Below are 15,418 nucleotides of genomic sequence, written 5' to 3' on the forward strand. Positions count from 1 at the left end.
CGCTCAGCGGTGCCGGAACGACTCGCGGACCGATCCGCCGACGACAGTGCACCACGTGCTCGTGCTCAGCTTGCCGTTGCGAGGCAGCCCGTGCAGCGCCTGAAGGTCCTGCACCGCCCTCCGGGTGGCGTGGTCGTACGCCCCGGTGACGGTGACCGCGTACCCCTTGGTGGCGAGGATTTCCTGCACGGCCGTGACCGGCGCTCCGGCGGCGTGCTGGTCCAGCTCCGGCGCCAGCGTCTCCCAGGTCGGCGTGGTGAGCGTGGCGTCCACGTCCACAGCGATGCCGTTGCGGGCCTGCCAGTCCTGCACGGCCGCGACGGTCGCGGCGTCGAACGTGCCGCTGACGGTCACCGGGTAACCCCGGTGGGCGAGCAGGTGCTGCACCACCCGCACCGAGGGGGAGTTGACGAAACGCCACAGGTCCGGCCAGCGGCGTGCTGGCACGTCACCGAGCTTGGTGCCCAGGGCGGCGTGCACCCGCCGCCGCAACTCGGGGAACTGCCGGTAGAAGGCCGCTCCCGGGCACTCGGTGGTGCGGAAGTCCCAGTGGCCGAAGATGTCGTGCGCGTGCAGCCCGTACTGCCGGCAGATCGCGACGCAGAGCTTGACCAGCGAGTCGGTCAACGCCCTGGGTGGCGTCTCGGTGACGTAGGTGCCCTCGTTCTCGATGCCGATGGCCCGGCCGTTCTCACCCGGGCAGTGCGCCGAGATCATCTGCCGGTCGCCGGCTTCGAGGCGCTCCAGGCTGCCCCGGCGGCCCTCCAGCACGTAACCGCCGCGGCTCACCGTGAAGTGCTGGCCGGTGTCGGACCAGCCGTTGCCGTCCATGTGCAGGTCCTGGCAGTCGTGGGCCAGCTTGACCGCCTGCTCGCGGGAGTAGTCGGTGACGTTCGGGAACGCCATGTGGTGCACGATGATCTTGTTGGTGGCGATGGCGCTCACCGACAGCGGGTCCTTCGGCGGGCGGGCAGCCCACTCGTCACAGCTGATGATCCAGTCCAGGTCGGTGCCCGGCGCGGCCTGCGCCGCGCCCGGGAAGGCGAGTTCGCTCCCGACGACGGCGACCGTGGCGGCACCGAGACCGGCCCGCAGCAGCGTCCGGCGATCCACTTCGGAATGGTCGACGTGCATTGCATCTCCTCCTGCGGCCGACGGCGGGGGGATGAAAAGTAGCTCCAGTGGCCGCACGCACTCCGAAGAATATTGCCAAAACTCGCCCGCGCGCTAGAGGGCGCCCACCGCAGCGGGAGGCCGAAAACCGGTGGCCAAAAGATCAACGTTCCGCTAACCTCGCCGCTGACTCGGGGGTGGAAGATGAAACTTGGTGAGGCGCTGACCGAACGCGCCGAGGCGGCACGACGGGTCGAGCAGCTGCGGACCCGGATCAACGGCAGCGCCCGGTACCAGGAGGGCGAGCTGCCTCCGGAGGACGCCACGGTGCTCATGACCGAGTTGGACCAGGTCCTCGACAACCTGGAGACGCTGATCCGGCGCATCAACCGGACCAACGCCACCGTGCCAGTCGACGACCTCGGAACGCTCACCGACGCGTTGGCCCGGCGGGACGTCCTGCGACTGCGGCACGCGGCCATCACGGCGGCCGCCGACGCCGCCGCCGGTAGCGGCCGGGGTCACGTGGCCCGGCAGCTCCGCTCCGAGCTGAAGATGCTCGCCGCGTTGCCGGTCGCCGAGCTTCGGGAACGCGCCGACGGGCTCGCCGGGCAGCTCCGCGAGCTCGAGGTGCGGATTCAGCGCACCAACTGGGAGGCTGACCTGCTGGACTAACCTATCCCAGCAGCGATGTGGAGCAGGTAGCCGTCGTGGAGGCGTGTACACACAGGTCCGGGCTGCAACCCCGGCACCCTTCCTGGCGCGCGGTGGGCAGCGCGGGGTTCAACTCCCCAAGCACAATGCAGCCCAGCACCGAGGACAGGTAACACCGCAACACGCACACCTCATCACCACGTACAGATCCTCGACGGCGAGGGCGGGTTCGGGGCACTCCACATCCGCGCCGCCGCGTGCTGTTCGCTCACCAGCACCCCGGTCTGGAGGGCGACCGCCCCTGGTCGGCGTTTCCGCGCGTCGGGTCGGGGGTAGGTCGGGGGCTGACCGTTCCGGCTGCCCCTTCCTAAGGAATGACCAGATGAGTGACAACGTCAGCGACGCGGTGGGCGACGCTCTCCGCTCGGTGATGCTCTTCCTGCCCAAGGCCGTCGCCTTCCTGGCGATCCTGGTGGCCGGATGGCTGATCGCCAAGGCCGTACTGAAGATCGTGGAGAAGGTCCTCGAGCGGGTCGGGTTCGACCGCGCCGTCGAACGCGGCGGCATCCGCCGCGCGTTGAGCCGCTCCCGGTACGACGCCAGCGACATCGTCGCGAAACTCGTCTACTACGCGGTGCTGTTGTTCACGCTTCAGCTCGCCTTCGGCATCTGGGGGCCGAACCCGATCTCCGACCTGCTGGGCGCGGTGATCGCGTGGCTGCCCCGCGCCTTCGTCGCGATCGTCATCGTCGTGGTCGCCGCCGCCATCGCCAACGCGGTCAAGGACATCATCAGTGGCGCCCTCGGCGGCCTGTCGTACGGCCGGGTGCTGGCCACCATCGCCTCGGTGTTCATCCTCGGCCTCGGCGTCATCGCGGCCCTGAACCAGATCGGCGTCGCCACAGCGGTCACCACTCCCGTGCTGATCGCCGTGCTGGCCACCATCGGCGGCATCCTCGTCGTCGGTGTCGGCGGCGGCCTGATCCGTCCGATGCAGAGCCGTTGGGAGTCGTGGCTGACCCGCGCCGAGCAGGAGTCGCAGCTGATCGCCGAGCACGCCCAGGCGTACCGGGCCGGCCGCCGCGACGCCGAGGCGGAGCTGGCGCACGCGTCGACCACCACCAGCGACCCGGAGGCCACCCAGGTGGTGACCCGGCCCGCCGAGACCGACGCCACCCAGGTGGTGAGCCGGCCGGCCGACGCCGACGCCACCCAGGTCGTGACCCGGCCGGCCGACACGGACGCCACCCAGGTCGTCCGCTTCCCGGTCACCTCCGACCCGACCCGGCCCGCCGCGACCGACGACACGACCCAGGTGGTCAGCGGCTCGGCCGGCTCGGACGTCACGCAGGCGGTGGGCACCGGTGTCGACCCCGACACGACCCAGGTGGTCACGGGCGGCACCGACCGCGCGGTGCCCGGGCAGCGCACCAGCGACGACAGTGAGACCACCACCGTCATTCCGCCGGTCGACCGGCGCTGACACCAGCGGTACGGAGGCGGGGCGGAATCGATCTGATCACGCCCCGCCTCGCGCTGTCCGCCCCGCCTCGCTCACCCGGCACGGTTCGCGCTGCTCGGCACGCCGAAAACGCTGGCCGCGGCCGCGCCGTTTGTCTAGCATCGCGGGCATGACCTGGCGACATTGATCCAGCAGCGTCGGCCGATCCCGTGGGCCACCACGGGCACCGCACGTCCGGTGTCCGTCTCCACTCCCACGGGAAGGCCCCATGATCCCCATCGCTTCGCGCGTGCCCGAGCCGGCGGTCCGTCGGCTCACGGCGACCCTCTACGGGTACGCGTTCCTCAGTGACCTCGTCCTGCTCTACCCGCTGTACGTCGTGTTCTTCGCCGACACCGGGCTGTCGGTGGGGCAGATCGCGTCGCTCTTCGTCATCTGGTCCGCCGCCGGCATCCTGTTCGAGGTGCCCTCCGGCGCCTGGGCCGACGTGCTGTCCCGCCGGCTGCTGCTGTGCCTCGCCCCGCTGGTGGCCGCCGCCGGTTTCGCGCTCTGGGTGCTGCTGCCGTCGTACCCGGCGTTCGCTGTCGGTTTCCTGCTCTGGGGCGCCGGTGGCGCACTGGTCTCCGGCGCGCTGGAGGCGTTGGTCTGGACCGAGCTGGACCGGCTCGGCGCTGTCGACAGGTACGCCCGGGTGCTCGGGCGGGCTCGGACGGCGGGTGTGCTGGGCGTGGTGGTCTCCGGAGTGCTCGCCGGCCCGGTGCTCGCCGTCGGCGGCTACCCGGCGGTCGGCGCGGCCAGCGTGCTCGCCTGCCTGCTCGCCACGATCGTCGCCACTCGCCTCCCGGAACACCGCGCGCCAAGGGCCGTACGCGTTCCGGTCGCCGAGCCGGCGATGGCCGCTCGGCCGGTGGGCGCCGCACCACCCCGGCAGGACGAGCCGGACGCCGTCGCGCCCGCGAACCCGGACGACGATGGTGACCTGGGGTGGTGGGACACGCTGCGGGCCGGAGTGTCGCAGGTCCGCACCCGTCCGCCGGTACGGGCCGCCGTGCTGCTGGTGGCAGTGGTCGCCGCCGACTGGGGTGCCCTGGACGAGTACACCCCGCTGCTCGCCCTGGACACCGGCGTCGGGGCGCAGGCCGTACCCCTGCTGCTCCTGCTGCTCTGGGCCGGAGTGACAGTCGGCGGGCTGCTCGCCCCGGCGGGGGAGCGGCTGGGCAGCCGAGGTTACGCCGCGCTGCTGGGGCTGGTCGGCGTCGCGCTGGCCGGCGGTGCCCTGCTGCGGCACCCGGCGGGGTTCGTGCTGCTCGCGGTGGCGTTCGGCGCCGCGCAGTTGGCCACCGTGCTGGCCGACGCGCGACTCCAGGCCCGGATCACCGGTTCCAGCCGCGCCACAGTCACGTCCCTGGCCGGGATGGCCACCGACGTGCTGATCATCGTGACGTACGCTGGCTACGGTCTGCTCGCCACGTCGGCCGGCAACGCGGTGGCGTTCGCGTTCACCGCCGGGGCGTACCTCGTGGTGGCGATGGTGCTGCTGAACAGCCGCCGGCGCCGGACGGCAGTGCCCGCCGGCGTGGCCGCGGCGGTGCCCGGCGGCCAGGACTGACCGGGGCTCGGCGGCGGCCTGCTGGGGCCGCCGCCGCCCCGCGCGGTCAGCCGGCCATGTGCAGGAACGACCACTGGTGGCCGTCGAGGTCCCGGAAGCCGCGCATGTACATCGGCCCGTTGGCCATCCCCGGCCCGAGCGACTCCCCGCCGGCGACCGCCGCCTGGTCGACGAGTTCGTCGACCTGCCCCCGGCTCGACGCCGACAGCCCGACGATGACCTCCCGGCTGGTCGCCGTGTCCGTCGCGGCGACCCCGGTGTACGCCTCGAAGCCCGACCGGAGGTGCAGCACCAGCCGGGTGCTGTCGGAGATGGTGAGCACCGTGCTGTCGCCGTCCGGCTCGGCCTGGTCGTTGGTGAAGCCGATCGCCCGGTAGAACTCGGTCGCGGTGGTCAGGTCGCGCACCGGCAGGTTGATGAATGTCATGGTCATCGGTGGTCTCCGTCCGTTTCGAGCAGTGCCTTCAGTGCGGCGAGCCGGTCCCGCCAGTACGCCTTGAGCTCCGCGGCCTGCTCGGCTGCGGTCAGCTTCTCGTGCAGGACGTTGACCCGGGCCTTTGACTCGCCGACAGCGTCGATACCGACGACGATCCTGGTGGGGCCACCGGCCCAGTCGGCCCGGAAACTGCGCGGTGCGGTGGCGGTGCGGACACGTACTTCGACATCAGGCAGCCAGCGTGCGCGTGCCGTCTCGTCGGCGAACGCCTCGAACAGTCGCGGCGCCGGCACGGCCACCGTCCGGCTCGCGCTGGCCTCGAAGCCGCCGCCGCGTCGTTGACCCGGCGCGCGCAGGCCGCGTGCCTGCTCGTACCCGACGGTGATGGTCTGCGCCCACCAGCCCGGCACCTCGTGTTCGGTGGCCAGGTGACGGGCGATCCGGGTGTGCGTCCACTCGGTGGCGGACGCGGCGTCGAGCAGGTCGAACCACTCGGCCCAGCCGCGGCCGGTCCGGGCGCGGATCAGCTCGTCGGCGATCCGCTCGGTCTGCGCTGCGGCAGCCGCGGCGGTCGGTTCGGCAGGTGCTGGGGGGGACGCGGCGATGGACGCCATTGTCGGCTCGACGGTCCGATTGATCAGGTGCCGGCGGGCGGTGGTGTAACTCTCGCCGGTCTTCCCCATCCGGGCCCGGACCCGGGCCTTGAACGATCTCTGAGTGGTCATCACATGCTCCCGGTCAACGGCACGGTCACCGGGACTCACGCTCCCGCCGACCCCGCCGGAGTGGGGCATGTGGCACCACGTCCCGAGGGCTCCAGGCCCCCTCTGCCTCCGCGTTGCCGACGGCGTGAGCGCCGGGAGGGAGGTGCGGCGCAGGACTACGCCGACGTCATCCTACGCCCAAACACGCGTCAGGGTTGGTCACCGTCGAGGTAGACCCACCGGCCGTCCTCGCGGACGAACCGGCTGTGTTCGGTCACCGTGCCGGGCCGGCCCCCGGCCCGGTAGTGCGCGTGAAAGGTCACCGTGCCGGCGGTGTCGAGCAGGCCGCCCCGCTCGGTCTCCACGATCTCCAGTCGGGTCCACCGCTGCCCCGGGTCGAGCTCCAGGGAGGCGGGTCGGGTCGAGGAGTGCCAGCTGCGCAGCAGGTAACCGGTGTCGCCGAGGGCGAAGGCGCTGAACCGGGAGCGCATCAACGCCTCAGCCGTCGCCGGGGCGTCTCCGTCGTGCGCCGGCGCGCAGCAGTCCGCGTACGCCCGGCCGGAGCCGCACGGGCACACCCGTCCCGTTGTCGCGCTCGCCCGCCGACGTCCCGCACCCTTACCCACGTCACCAATCCTGCCCCAATCACCCCACCCCTGCTCCACCCCACCCCGCGCCCCGCCCCGCCCCGCCCCGCCCCGCGATCTTGCACTTTCTGTCGTGGCATAGGGCATAAAAGGTGCGGATCGACGACACAAAGTGCAAGATCGCCGGGCCGCGCCGCGCCGGGCCGCGCCGGGCCGCGCCGAGCCGCGGCGCGGCGCGGCGCGGCGGGCCTCACAGCCAGCCGGAGCGGCGGAACAGCCGGTACAGGAACAGGGCCGCCGCCGCCATCAGGGTGAGGGCCCCGGCGTAGCCGTAGCGCCAGGCCAGCTCCGGCATGCGGTCGAAGTTCATGCCGTAGATGCCGGCGATGCCGGTCTGGGTGGCCGCGATGGCCGCCCAAGCGGCGATCTTGCGCATGTCGTTGTTCTGCTCGACGGCGAGCTGCGCCAGTCGCGACTGGACGATCGAGGTGAGCAGGTCGTCGTACGCGGCCACCCGGTCCACCGCCCGGCTCAGCCGGCCGTCGACGTCGACGAACCAGCGGTGCAGGGCACGCGGCGGGCCGTCGGGGTCGAGCAGCGTACGCATCGGCGCCTGCAACGGCAGGACCGCCCGCTTGAACTCCACCACCTCCCGTTTGAGCTGGTAGATGTGCTGGATGTCGGCGGTGCGGTCGCGGGCGAACACCGCCTCCTCGACCCGCTCCAGGTCCCGTTCCACGTGCCCGGCCACCTCCAGGTAGGAGTCGACCATGCGGGCGCAGACCGCGTACGCCACCGCCCACGGGCCGGCGGCCAGCAGCGCGGGGCGGCGTTCGATGTCGGCGCGGACGCTGCGCAGCGTCCCGGCGGCGCCGTGCCGCACCGTGATGGCGAAGCGGTCACCGAGCAGCACCATCACGTCCCCGGTGTCGATCACCTCGGAGGTTTCGGTCAGCTCGTCGTGCTCCACGTACCCGGCGGTGCGCAGGACCAGCAGCGTGACCGACCCGTGGCGCTGCACTGTGGGCCGGTGCCCGTCGGCGAGCGCCTGTTCGACTGTCAGTTCGTCGAGGCCGAAGGTCTGCCCGACCGCGGCGAGCACCGCCGGGCCGGGATCGTGCAGTCCCAGCCACACGAAGGCGTCGCGGCCGTGCCGCGCCCGGGCGTACGCGTCGGCGTAGTGCTGTTGACCGGCTTCGCGCCGGCCGTTGACGTAGACGGCGCAGTCGACCACGGCGTCCGGGTTGGACCGGCGGGGGGTGGGGGAGTCGCCCTCGACCCGTCCGAGCAGTCGCCGGGCCAGGGCGCGTACGCCTCGACCGGTCCGGTCCCGTACCGGTCGCTGATCCACCGCGTGCCTCCCCCTCGTCGGCGCACCGTCCCGATCAGGGGATGGTGCCACCGCATTCTGCCGAGCGGGGTCCGGCTCCCGACAGCGGGGCGGTGGCTCCGGCGGGCGGGCGGCTCGGGTCTGCGGCGCGGCTCAGGCGGTGCGGGTGGCGAAGACGACGACGTTGTCGACGTAGTTGCCGGTGGCGGTGTCGAACTGGCCGCCGCAGGTGATGAGGCGCAGCCCGGCGGCGTCCGCCGGGCCGTAGACCAGGGTGGTGGGGAAGTGCTCCTTGGGGTACGCCCGGACGTCGTCCACTGTGAACGTGGCGACCCGTGCGTCGGCGCGGGTGACCTGTACCTGCTGCCCGGCGCGGAGCCGACCGAGGTCGAAGAAGACCGCCGGGCCGGACGGCGCGTCGACGTGTCCGACCAGGACGGCGTTGCCGGTCTCGCCGGGGCTGACGCCGTGCCGGTACCAGCCGGCGAGGGTGGGCCGGTCCAGTGGCGGCACCTCCAGCACCCCTGCGGCGTCGGCGCCGACGGGGACGATGTCGGCGCGTAGGTCGATGGCGGGGATCTGCACCCGGACCGGCGCGGCGGGTGGCAGCGGTGCCAGGTCCGGTGCGGGGTGGGTGCGGGTCGGCGCGTCGGCCGACGGTGGTGGTGGCCGCGCCGGGTCGGCGGTGAGGCCGACGGTGATCAGCCCGAGCCCGCTGACGCCGAGCAGGGCGACCACTGCCGGTAGGGTCCGCCGCCACCACACGTGTGCACCTCCGTACCGGATCGTCAGGGTGCCCGCGCCGGTGTTCCCGGCGCGGGCACCCGTCTCAGGGATGGAACGGTCGCCGATCAGGCGACAGTGGAGACCGGACGGCGCCGGCGGATCAGGATCACCGCGCCGGCGAGGGCGGTGCCGAGCAGCGTGCCGCCGGCGGCGAGAGCGCCGGTGTCACGGTTGTCGCCGCCGGAGCCGGCCGGCGCGCCGCCGATCGGGGTGACGGCGAAGGTGGCGGTGCCGGCCGAGCTGCCGTCGCCGCAGGTCGCCGCCACCGTGTACGTGCCCAGGGTGAACCCGGCGGTGAAGAGTTCGGCGCTCAGCCCGCCGCCGGCGGCGGCCGTGGTGGATCGGACGTTCTGGTCGCGGTTGGGGCCGGTGACCCGGAAGATGGCGTCACCCGACTTCGGGTTGCAGGTCGTCGCGGTGAGCACGACGGTCCCACCGACCGGGGTGGTGGCCGGTGACACAGTGGTGTCGGCCAGTGCGGCGCCTGGCAGCAGGAGCGTGCCGAGGCCCACGCCGAGCGCCGCCGAGCAGAGTGCTGTTGAGACCTTCATACGCGTCTTCCCTCACTTTTCGTCCGCTGACTGCGTGGGACGTCGTTCGGGTGGCCAACTCCGTGACTAGCACCGGTGTGCCCAACACTAGGTGGGTTGGGTCCTCGATCAGGTGAAAATGAGAAATCCTCGTTGCCGTCACGTGTCCACCCGAAGGCGGGGAGAGCTGCGGAAAGGCCCGGACGGCCCGACCGGCACCGGTGCTCCGATCGATGTCTGCTCCGGCCGGGCTGTCGTCGCTGGGCCTGGGGCGAGGTATTGCCGACGACGGCGGAAATGCACCACCTGGCGCGCGTTTGCCGACCCGCCCCCGTTCGAGTCGCCCGCCCCGGTGGCCTGAGCGCCGTCGCGGCCCGTCCGGTGGTGTCGGGCGGCCGTGTGGCAGCGTGGTGGGGGTGACCGACTCCGCGCCGCTCGACGTCGACCTCGCGCTGCTCGGTGGCGGCGGCGCCGCGTCGTTGCTGCTCGCCGCACTGGACCGGCACGGCGTCCGGGATCTGCGGGTCGCCATCGTCGACCCGGTGCGCCGACGCGGTCAGGACCGCACCTGGGCGTTCTGGGGCCACCCCGACAGCGACCTGGACCCGCTGCTCAGCGCGAGCTGGCAGCAGGTCGAGGTGGCGACGGCGGCGCGACGCCGCGTCCTGGACCTCACCCCGCTGCGGTACGCCATGCTCCGCTCCGGCCCGGTCTACGACCGGGCTGCCGACGCCGAGCGTCGCCTCGACGCCACCCGGATCGTGGCCCCCGCCGAGACGGTGCGCGACGACGGCGACCGGGTGCTGGTGCGCACCGGCGACGGGCGCTGCGTACGGGCCGGCTGGGTGCTCGACTCCCGCCCCCGCCCACCGGCGCGAGCGGGGCGAACGACCTGGTTGCAGCACTTCCGGGGGTGGTGGCTGGAGGCTGACCGGCCGGTGTTCGACCCGACGCGGGCGGTGCTGATGGACTTCCGCACCCCGCAACCGCCCCTGGGTGTCTCCTTCGGGTACGTGCTGCCGGTCAGCGACCGCTACGCCCTGGTCGAGTACACCGAGTTCTCACCGGACCTGCTCACCGACGCCGGGTACGACGCGGCGCTGGCCGGCTACCGGGACCTGCTCGGGCTGGATCCGACCGGGCTGCGGGTGCGCGAGGTGGAGAACGGGGTGATCCCGATGACCGACGCGCCGTTCCCGGCCCGGCCCACCCCCCGCGTGGTCCGGCTCGGCACGGCCGGTGGCGCGACCCGCCCCTCCACCGGCTTCACCTTCTCCGCCATGTACCGCCAGGCCGACCAGGTGGCCCGCGCCCTCGCCGCGGGCCGCGCTCCGGTGCCCGCCCCGGCGTACCCGCGCCGGCACCGCTGGATGGACGCGGTGGCGCTGCGCGCGCTGGACCGGGGCGGGGTGGGCGGTCCCGAGTTCTTCGACCGGCTCTTCGACCGCAACCCGGCCGAGCGGGTGCTGCGCTTCCTCGACGGCGGCACCACCCCGGCCGAGGAGGTCGCGATCATGAATTCGACCCGGTTGGTGCCGATGATCGCCGCGACCGCCGGTGACGCGGTACACCGGGTCCGCGACCGGCTGCGCCCCACCCGGCCCGCGCCGGCCATCCCACCCGCGGTGGTGGGCTCGGCGCCGGCGGCTCGGCGCGGCGGCCCCCCGAGCGGGGAGGACGACCTGCGCGCCCGGTAGGTTGCCGGGCATGGTGGACGCGGCGGCCGGCAGGGGCGTGCAGATCTGGACCGACGGGGCGTGCAGTGGCAACCCCGGTCCGGGTGGTTGGGGTGCGCTGCTGCGCTACGGCGATCACGAGCGGGAGCTGTGCGGCGGCGAGGCCACGCCCACCACCAACAACCGGATGGAACTGATGGCGGCCATCCAGGCGTTGGAGAGCCTGAACCGGCCGGTCACCGTGGAGCTGCACACCGACAGCACGTACGTGCGCAACGGCATCACCAGTTGGCTGGCGTCGTGGAAGCGCAACGGTTGGCGGACCGCCGCGAAGCAGCCGGTGAAGAACGCCGACCTGTGGCAGCGGCTGGAGGCGGCCTGCGAACGGCACGAGGTCACCTGGCTGTGGGTCAAGGGGCACAACGGTCACCCGGAGAACGAGCGGGCCGACGGGCTCGCCAACAAGGGCATGACCGAGGCTCGGGCCGCGCTGACCAGCCGCTGAGCCTGGGTCAGCGGGTCGCGTCGGGGTGCCCCGGCATGCTCGACCCGCCGCCGCTGCTGCCCGACGAACCACCGGCGACGCCCGAGTTGTCGGGCTCGGTCACGATGTCCGGCCGGACGTCGGTGTCCGCCGGTGCGGGGACCTCGGTGTCCGTCTCGACCTGCACCAGTGGCACCTGGCCGGCCTCGTCCTCGCTGTGCTGCGGGTCGCCCGGCAGCTCACCGTCGCGTTTTCGGTAGCCCACGCCGTGCCCCCCGTCGATGCCGGTTCGCGTCGGCGCTGGCTACCCGGCGTCGTCAGGGCCGAAACCTCGCGGTCAGCGACGTCGGCCCCGACGGGCGGGTGCGGGAGACCGGGCCGGCTGACGGACCGGGGTGAGCGGCAGCGCCGTCCAGTGCGCCGGCCGGGTGAGCGTCTGCGGCAGCCCGGTGTGGGTGTCCCCCCGGGCGGCGTCCAGCTGGGTCTGGTGCAGGAAGAGCGTGCGCCGCAGGTCCGCGCCCCGCAGGTCGGCGCCGCGCAGGTCCGCGCCGGTGACGTCGGCCAGGCCGAGGTCCGCCCCGCGCAGGTCGGCGCCGATGAGCAACGCCCCGCGCAGGTTGGCCCGGCGGAGGTCGACGCGGCGCAGATCCACCCCGAGCAGGCGCGCGCCCCGCCGGTCGGTGCCGTCGGGGGCGCGGGCCACGTCGCTGGCCCGGGACAGCAGCGGGTTGATCCGGTTCCGTTGGTCGGCGACGTCCACGGCGCGAAGGTGCGCCGGGTCACCCTCGGTGAGCGTCAGCGTCTCGGCGCGGGCGCGTTCCAGCTCGGCGCGCAGGTCGGCCGGCGGGCGCAGCGCCACCGCCTCGGTGAGGTACCAGAGCAGTTCGTGCAGCGGTCGCAGCACCGCGAACGCCTCGGCCATCGCCGGCAACGTCTCCGGCGCGTCCCGCCAGTCCCGCCCGCCGAAGGTCACCTGGGCGACCTGCTGCCCGGCGCCGAAGCAGTCGAACACCGTACAGCCGGGAAAACCCCGCTGGCGCAGCTCGGTGTGGATGCCGCAGCGGTGGTCGGGGCGCAGGTTGGGGCAGGGCGAGCCGGCCGGCTTGTCGATGGCGAAGTCCGCCGAAGCGGCGAAGGCGGGCACCACGCAGCACAGCCCGAAGCAGCGTCCGCAGTCGGCGCGCAGCTGCGCCGCCCCGGACGGCGGTGCGGTGCGGTGCGACACGACGACGGTCCTCCTGGCGATCAGGGTTGGGCCACCATTGTTTCCCGTGCCGGGCCGACGGTCCGTTGGGGGGTCACCGTGCGTGCGTGTCGCCGGCCGTCGAGGGGCGGGGCGCCGGGGTACGGGCATCGCCCGGCGGCGGCACCAGTCGGCGGACGTCCCGCTCGCCGTCGCCGTGCCCGTACTTCTGGTCGAAGTGCCGTTTCACCACCTCGACCGGGGTACGGTCCCCGTCGGCAGGCTCGGCCAGCGCGAACACGCCGGGGGCTGCCCCGGGCGCGCGGGGCGGCAGCACGGCTCGCACGGTCAGTGGCCCGGTGACCCGGAACCCCCGACAGTCGACGTGGTGCTGCCCGTCCACCGTCACGTACGGCACGCGTACCTCGACCACGTCCGACTCGTCGTGGCGCAGCGTGACCGTGACCGACCAGTACCGCTCCAGGTCGAGGGTGGCCTGCTCGTGCTCCCACAGCTCCTCGAACCGGGCGTGCACGAACCCGCCCCACGGGCTGTCCATGTCCACCTCGAGCTGCGGCACGTTGAACGACAACTTCCCGATCGGGAAGAACGAGATGAGCGCCCGCCCGTCCCACTGGTAGAGCTGGATCGACGGGGACGCGTCGTAGAGCCGAACCTGTAGGCGGTGTCGCAGCCGCGCGTCGAGCGCCTCGGTGAACGCGGCCAGGTGGCGCAGGTTGGTGCGGATCTGCCGGGGCACGTCCACCCGTTGCCGTTCCAGCTCCTCGGAGCGTTGCTGGGCGGCGGTGCAGTCGGGGTCGAGCAGGAGCAACTGCACCTGGGCGCCGTTGGCGAGCGCCGCTCGCACCGCGCTCAGGGTCTCCTCCCGGTGCCGTTGCTCCAGCAGGATCGTCCAGGTGTCGAGGATGCGCACCCGACGACCGGAGCGGTGCAGCCGCGTCACGAACGCCTGCTGGTCGAAGCTGAGGTGCTCCTGCACCCGCGCCTTGCGGGCCTCCTCGAACAACGGGTCGAAGATGACGTACGAGATGGCGGCGAGGACCACGCTGGCCCCGAGGTTGAGCAGCAGGTCGCTGAGGAAACCGGTGCTGCGCCAGGCGGCCAGCAACATGACGACGGCGATCGCGAAGAGTGCCCCACCGACGACGAAGGCCCGTCGTTGCCGCCCGCCCCGACCAGCCCACCCGGGCATCCGGTCCCCTTCCGCCGTCGGTCGGCCCCACCGCCGCTTGCTGATCACCGGAGTTCGGAGGATACGTGCCCGCTTTGCTGGGCGCTGTCCCGTTCTCCGAGCGGCCGGTTCGCCGTTGCGACCCGGTCCACCGCTCATAGGGTGACGGTAACGGAGTCGTGCGACCACGGAGGGTGGCGGGGTGGACGAGAGTGAACGCGAGCAGGCGCTTCTCACCGTCCTGACCACCGAGCACTACGCGTTGCAGACGTCGCGCGCCGGCACCATCGCCGAGGCCACCGGCCGCGCCACCATCTTCCTGTCCGTGCTGTCGGCGGCGCTGATCGGTCTCGGCTTCGTCGCCAGCAACGACAAGCTGGTGCGGCCGTACCTGGCGGCGGTGCTACCGACGCTGGTCATCATCGGGGTGCTGACGTTCCTGCGGCTCGTGGAGACCACAGTGGAGAACTCGTTGGACCTGCTGCGGATCCAGCGCATCCGGGCCTACTACCAACATCATCTCGCCGGTGAGCACGACTTCTTCGCCGACGCGGTGGTGGCCGACGACGCCATGAGCACGGCCTGGAACCTGGTCGGCACGCGCCCGGGGCGGTGGGAGTTCATGTTGACCACGGCCGCACTCGTGGGAGCGGTCAACGCGGTGCTGAGCGGGCTCGGCATCGCCCTGGTGGCCACGACCGTCGGGGCCGGGGTCGGGCTGACGGTAGTGGTCGGGGTGCTGGTCGCGGTGGTGGCGTTCGGTGTGCAGTTCGCCTACATCGTCCGGGCGTCGGCCGCGCCGATGCGCTGACGGCGCCCGCCGGTGCCGCTCAGACCGATCGCCAGTCGTCGTTCGTCAACGCAGTGGCCTGGGGACCCATCAGCGACAAGCCCCCGTCGACCGGCCAGGACGCGCCGGTGACGTAGCTGGCGGCGGGGGAGGCGAGCAGCGCGACCACGGCGGCCACCTCCCGGGCGTCGCCGGGTCGCCCCAGCGGCACGCCGGGCCGTTCCTGGGTGAACGGGTCGACACCCTCCTGACCGGTCATCGGCGTGGCGATCTCGCCCGGGGCGACGGCGTTGACGGTGATCCCGTCGGCGGCCAGCTCCTGGGCCATCACCCGGGTCAGCAGCCCGAGCCCGCCCTTCGCAGCGCAGTACGCGGCGGCGCCCACCCGGGGGGCGTGCTCGTGCACGCTGGTGATGTTGATGATCCGCCCGCCGGCGCCGGTGGCCCGCATCCGTCGCGCGGCCCGCTGGGCGCACAGGAAGGGCGCGTCCAGGTCGACGGTGAGCACCTCGCGCCACTGCTCCCACCCGGTGTCGACGAACGGCGCCGAGGCCCCGATGCCGGCGTTGTTGACCAGCACCCCGATGCCGCCCAGCCGGTCGGCCAGCTCGTCCACCACCGCCGCCGCGTCCGGCAGCCGGGTCAGGTCCACCTCGGCGACCTCGCAGCGCCGACCCGTCGCGCGGACCTCGGTGGCCGTCCGCTCCGCGCCGTCGGGGTCGCCGTACCAGGTGATGCCGATCTCGAAGCCGGCCTTGGCCAGCGCCACCGCGCAGGCCTTGCCGATGCCGGAGTCCGCGCCGGTGACGACGGCGATCCTGGGGTAGTTCTCGTATCGCTGTGGCATGCTGCCGCACTACCCCGGCGGGGCCGGCCCAACCG

17 protein-coding genes are annotated in these 15,418 nt (G+C 73.0%); 6 read left to right on the forward strand and 11 right to left on the reverse strand.

Going from position 1 to position 15,418, the window contains the following annotated elements; genetic code table 11:
* Nucleotides 1–3 precede the first annotated feature (3 nt).
* Nucleotides 4–1,134: an N-acetylmuramoyl-L-alanine amidase gene (locus ABZS40_RS29240; RefSeq protein WP_354946782.1), complete on the reverse strand. Its 1,131-nt coding sequence runs from the start codon at nt 1,132–1,134 to the stop codon at nt 4–6.
* Between the two features lie 183 nt (nt 1,135–1,317).
* On the opposite strand from ABZS40_RS29240, the gene ABZS40_RS29245 reads away from it, so the two are divergent.
* The 3 genes from ABZS40_RS29245 (at nt 1,318) to ABZS40_RS29255 (ending at nt 4,838) form a co-directional block, all read left to right on the forward strand.
* Nucleotides 1,318–1,788, forward strand: coding sequence for a DIP1984 family protein (locus ABZS40_RS29245; RefSeq protein ID WP_354946784.1), 471 nt, complete (start codon nt 1,318–1,320; stop codon nt 1,786–1,788).
* A gap of 361 nt (nt 1,789–2,149) precedes the next feature.
* Nucleotides 2,150–3,250 carry a hypothetical protein gene (locus ABZS40_RS29250; RefSeq protein ID WP_354946786.1) on the forward strand — a complete coding sequence of 367 codons (1,101 nt, stop codon included), beginning with the start codon at nt 2,150–2,152 and terminating at the stop codon, nt 3,248–3,250.
* Nucleotides 3,251–3,497: 247 nt separating this feature from the next.
* Entirely contained in the window at nt 3,498–4,838 is a 1,341-nt protein-coding gene (locus tag ABZS40_RS29255) for an MFS transporter (protein ID WP_354946788.1), read from the forward strand.
* 46 nt (nt 4,839–4,884) lie between these two features.
* Here ABZS40_RS29255 and ABZS40_RS29260 read toward each other — a convergent pair whose 3' ends face one another.
* From ABZS40_RS29260 to ABZS40_RS29285, 6 genes are all read right to left on the reverse strand, one after another.
* Nucleotides 4,885–5,271 (reverse strand): VOC family protein, encoded by a 387-nt coding sequence (locus ABZS40_RS29260; RefSeq protein WP_354946790.1) that lies wholly within the window; start codon nt 5,269–5,271, stop codon nt 4,885–4,887.
* Nucleotides 5,268–5,999, reverse strand: coding sequence for a DUF4287 domain-containing protein (locus tag ABZS40_RS29265; protein WP_354946792.1), 732 nt, complete (start codon nt 5,997–5,999; stop codon nt 5,268–5,270). Before ABZS40_RS29265 ends, ABZS40_RS29260 begins: the two co-directional genes overlap by 4 nt.
* A 188-nt stretch (nt 6,000–6,187) precedes the next feature.
* A complete protein-coding gene (locus tag ABZS40_RS29270; RefSeq protein ID WP_354946793.1) occupies nt 6,188–6,604 on the reverse strand; it encodes a YchJ family metal-binding protein in 417 nt (138 codons plus the stop codon).
* Nucleotides 6,605–6,815: 211 nt separating this feature from the next.
* On the reverse strand, nt 6,816–7,916 hold the full coding sequence (locus ABZS40_RS29275) for a magnesium and cobalt transport protein CorA (protein WP_354946795.1): 1,101 nt from the start codon (nt 7,914–7,916) through the stop codon (nt 6,816–6,818).
* Between the two features lie 132 nt (nt 7,917–8,048).
* Nucleotides 8,049–8,633 carry a class F sortase gene (locus ABZS40_RS29280; protein WP_354946797.1) on the reverse strand — a complete coding sequence of 195 codons (585 nt, stop codon included), beginning with the start codon at nt 8,631–8,633 and terminating at the stop codon, nt 8,049–8,051.
* Between the two features lie 113 nt (nt 8,634–8,746).
* Entirely contained in the window at nt 8,747–9,232 is a 486-nt protein-coding gene (locus tag ABZS40_RS29285; RefSeq protein WP_124775133.1) for a hypothetical protein, read from the reverse strand.
* A gap of 395 nt (nt 9,233–9,627) precedes the next feature.
* Here ABZS40_RS29285 and ABZS40_RS29290 point away from each other — a divergent pair, with 395 nt between their 5' ends.
* A complete protein-coding gene (locus ABZS40_RS29290; RefSeq protein WP_354946799.1) occupies nt 9,628–10,908 on the forward strand; it encodes a lycopene cyclase family protein in 1,281 nt (426 codons plus the stop codon).
* A 10-nt stretch (nt 10,909–10,918) separates the two neighbouring features.
* On the forward strand, nt 10,919–11,392 hold the full coding sequence (gene rnhA / locus ABZS40_RS29295; RefSeq protein ID WP_030491933.1) for a ribonuclease HI: 474 nt from the start codon (nt 10,919–10,921) through the stop codon (nt 11,390–11,392).
* 7 nt (nt 11,393–11,399) lie between these two features.
* On the opposite strand, the gene ABZS40_RS29300 is transcribed toward rnhA, so the two are convergent.
* From ABZS40_RS29300 to ABZS40_RS29310, 3 genes are all read right to left on the reverse strand, one after another.
* A complete protein-coding gene (locus tag ABZS40_RS29300; RefSeq protein WP_354946801.1) occupies nt 11,400–11,636 on the reverse strand; it encodes a preprotein translocase YidC in 237 nt (78 codons plus the stop codon).
* A 72-nt stretch (nt 11,637–11,708) separates the two neighbouring features.
* Complete coding sequence (locus ABZS40_RS29305; RefSeq protein WP_354946803.1) at nt 11,709–12,596, reverse strand: pentapeptide repeat-containing protein; 888 nt, start codon at nt 12,594–12,596, stop codon at nt 11,709–11,711.
* Between the two features lie 73 nt (nt 12,597–12,669).
* Nucleotides 12,670–13,767, reverse strand: a complete 1,098-nt coding sequence (locus ABZS40_RS29310) for a DUF5919 domain-containing protein (RefSeq protein WP_354946805.1) — start codon at nt 13,765–13,767, stop codon at nt 12,670–12,672.
* Nucleotides 13,768–13,948: 181 nt separating this feature from the next.
* Between ABZS40_RS29310 and ABZS40_RS29315 the strand changes: the two genes are divergently transcribed.
* Entirely contained in the window at nt 13,949–14,557 is a 609-nt protein-coding gene (locus ABZS40_RS29315) for a hypothetical protein (RefSeq protein WP_354946807.1), read from the forward strand.
* Between the two features lie 19 nt (nt 14,558–14,576).
* On the opposite strand, the gene ABZS40_RS29320 is transcribed toward ABZS40_RS29315, so the two are convergent.
* Nucleotides 14,577–15,383: an SDR family oxidoreductase gene (locus ABZS40_RS29320; RefSeq protein ID WP_354946809.1), complete on the reverse strand. Its 807-nt coding sequence runs from the start codon at nt 15,381–15,383 to the stop codon at nt 14,577–14,579.
* Nucleotides 15,384–15,418: the final 35 nt, after the last annotated feature.

The organism is Micromonospora sp. NPDC005324, from assembly GCF_040607155.1.
GTDB classification, from domain to species: Bacteria; Actinomycetota; Actinomycetes; order Mycobacteriales; family Micromonosporaceae; genus Micromonospora; species Micromonospora trifolii.

Bases quoted from the DNA above. Each gene is read 5' to 3' on its own strand.
- ABZS40_RS29240 (WP_354946782.1), bottom strand. From the start codon at position 1,134: ATGCACGTCGACCATTCCGAAGTGGATCGCCGGACGCTGCTGCGGGCC.
- ABZS40_RS29245 (WP_354946784.1), top strand. From the start codon at position 1,318: ATGAAACTTGGTGAGGCGCTGACCGAACGCGCCGAGGCGGCACGACGG.
- ABZS40_RS29250 (WP_354946786.1), top strand. From the start codon at position 2,150: ATGAGTGACAACGTCAGCGACGCGGTGGGCGACGCTCTCCGCTCGGTG.
- ABZS40_RS29255 (WP_354946788.1), top strand. From the start codon at position 3,498: ATGATCCCCATCGCTTCGCGCGTGCCCGAGCCGGCGGTCCGTCGGCTC.
- ABZS40_RS29260 (WP_354946790.1), bottom strand. From the start codon at position 5,271: ATGACCATGACATTCATCAACCTGCCGGTGCGCGACCTGACCACCGCG.
- ABZS40_RS29265 (WP_354946792.1), bottom strand. From the start codon at position 5,999: ATGACCACTCAGAGATCGTTCAAGGCCCGGGTCCGGGCCCGGATGGGG.
- ABZS40_RS29285 (WP_124775133.1), bottom strand. From the start codon at position 9,232: ATGAAGGTCTCAACAGCACTCTGCTCGGCGGCGCTCGGCGTGGGCCTC.
- rnhA (WP_030491933.1), top strand. From the start codon at position 10,919: ATGGTGGACGCGGCGGCCGGCAGGGGCGTGCAGATCTGGACCGACGGG.
- ABZS40_RS29310 (WP_354946805.1), bottom strand. From the start codon at position 13,767: ATGCCCGGGTGGGCTGGTCGGGGCGGGCGGCAACGACGGGCCTTCGTC.
- ABZS40_RS29320 (WP_354946809.1), bottom strand. From the start codon at position 15,383: ATGCCACAGCGATACGAGAACTACCCCAGGATCGCCGTCGTCACCGGC.